The organism is SAR324 cluster bacterium (assembly GCA_029245725.1).
In the GTDB taxonomy this organism is placed as follows: domain Bacteria; phylum SAR324; class SAR324; order SAR324; family NAC60-12; genus JCVI-SCAAA005.
In genome coordinates this window covers 1-1,765 of sequence record JAQWOT010000115.1, presented here as the reverse complement: position 1 = coordinate 1,765, position 1,765 = coordinate 1, and the positions used below count along the sequence as shown (strand labels likewise).

The 1,765-nt window shown below is 44.1% G+C and carries 3 protein-coding genes; 1 reads left to right on the top strand and 2 read right to left on the bottom strand.

The window, feature by feature from the left end:
- The first annotated feature begins 611 nt into the window (after positions 1-611).
- On the top strand, positions 612-947 hold the full coding sequence (locus P8O70_05080; GenBank protein ID MDG2196251.1) for a hypothetical protein: 336 nt from the start codon (positions 612-614) through the stop codon (positions 945-947).
- On the opposite strand, the gene P8O70_05075 is transcribed toward P8O70_05080, so the two are convergent.
- Positions 944-1,327: a hypothetical protein gene (locus P8O70_05075; protein ID MDG2196250.1), complete on the bottom strand. Its 384-nt coding sequence runs from the start codon at positions 1,325-1,327 to the stop codon at positions 944-946. The genes P8O70_05080 and P8O70_05075 overlap by 4 nt on opposite strands.
- A 134-nt stretch (positions 1,328-1,461) precedes the next feature.
- A partial coding sequence (locus tag P8O70_05070) for a hypothetical protein (GenBank protein MDG2196249.1) occupies positions 1,462-1,765 on the bottom strand: 304 nt, incomplete at its 5' end.

The following is a 1,765-nucleotide window of genomic DNA, read 5'->3' as shown; positions in this document are numbered from 1 at the left end:
AGGTACAATCTGATGCGTTAGCAAAACCTTATGCATTTTCACCTCTCTATTTTGGTAAAACGGCTAAATTGCTGTTCCTAGAACACTATTTCTCTGGGAAAGTCAATCTTATCAATTTATAGGTAGAAATTGTCAAGAATATATACTAGAGGTTGATTACAATCGTTAATCATAAATAGCCAATGAATTATCGAATTCCTAAAAAGCTGGCTTTCGAGCTAGATGTCAGCGAGACAACGGTTTGCTGCAGGTGTCAGAGCGGCTATTTGCCAAGCTACAAGGTTGGAGGCCGCTGGAGAATTGACTCAGACGTTTAACTTGAATCGGTATCCAGCGCCATGAATGAAAGAATACGCGAAGGAATGAAGTCAAGATGCTGGTGAGTCAGGTATTTATTTTCAGAAACTCTTGGACTATCTTCAATCTATTGGTTTCAATTGGGGTGCGGCTAGGTTTGATGAGCTAAGCCTTGTACCTGAGCTGCTTACGAGACCACCCTCCAAGCTCAATAGGGGAACTTTGTACATAATTGTTTGTGCATCGTCCCTAACGAGTTACCAATCTAACAATTCAAATGATGATTCGCTAACCTCCAACCAGGAGATTGCGCTATGATTGATTTAAATCAATTCACTCATTCAAACATCGCTTCCAGACTAAGCTCTGAAGTCAGCGAACCCTCACATCACATCTACAAGCTCGGCTGGGAAGTAGCACTCAAGGATATTGATTCAGGCTTCCAACCAGAATTCTTTGCAGAAATTGCGGAACACTTTTATGTTGTTGAACGTAAACCTCAGTTGCAGGATCTGAAAGGCTTTAGCCTTTTGTCTGCTGGGAATACCCAATCGTGCATACCCCTGACTCTCTGGGGAAATCAACACTGCAGCATTGCAACAGCAGGATCAATAAGAGGTACTTGCCGAATTTCGTTGTTCTTGGTTTAAACGAACGTCACAGTTCTTTTTTTTAAATTTACGTACCTCCATCTCAAACTGCGTCTTTCTCCACGCCCTGTGCCAGTCAGCAGTGCAAGCAACACAACATCATGGAGATTCGAGTCAAATTTGCAGACTCTCAGTAATCGCTGCTGCTCTTTCTCGGTCAGATAACGAGTGCGGTGATTGTTTTCAGGAAGTCTACGCAAATCTCTCCAAGGATTTTCGTCGATCCAACCCCAAAGTTCTAGGGCACAATTTAGAACTGCAGACAGTGAGGAGACATAACGGTTGCAGGTGGAGTGAGAGCGCAGCTTCTTCTGAGGATGGGACTTTCCATTTGCTGTTACTGATCTTCTCAAAAGATCATGAGCCTGGACGATTGTCATCGGCTTCAGTTCGGGCAGCTTTAAGCCACCAAACTGACAAAACCACCAACCCAGAGATGCTTTATTCCACTTTTCCTGGAGCCAGGAGCCGTATCCAAGTGACTGTTCTTCGAGGAATCGCTCAATTGCCTCTCTCAGTGTATGTGCATGGGAAAGAGGCGAACCAAGTCTTCCTGTGTTCGGATCACCTTTGGTAGTTTTGCCCCAATTGATTGCTTCACGTTGTGTAGGAAAGGTCTTGGTAAGTGGAGGGTAACCATGTACATGGATTCGGAGTGTGTAGTAGGTATTACCGTTTTTTCTGGCGAGAGGAAATTTGCATGTTGTCTCATAACAAGGGGGTATGTTAGAGACGAAATGCGCTGAACCGGGAATTTGTCAGATTGTTTATTGGCACAATTAGCCACAAAGGCTTGCCGAAGGTGGTACTGCTTGTCG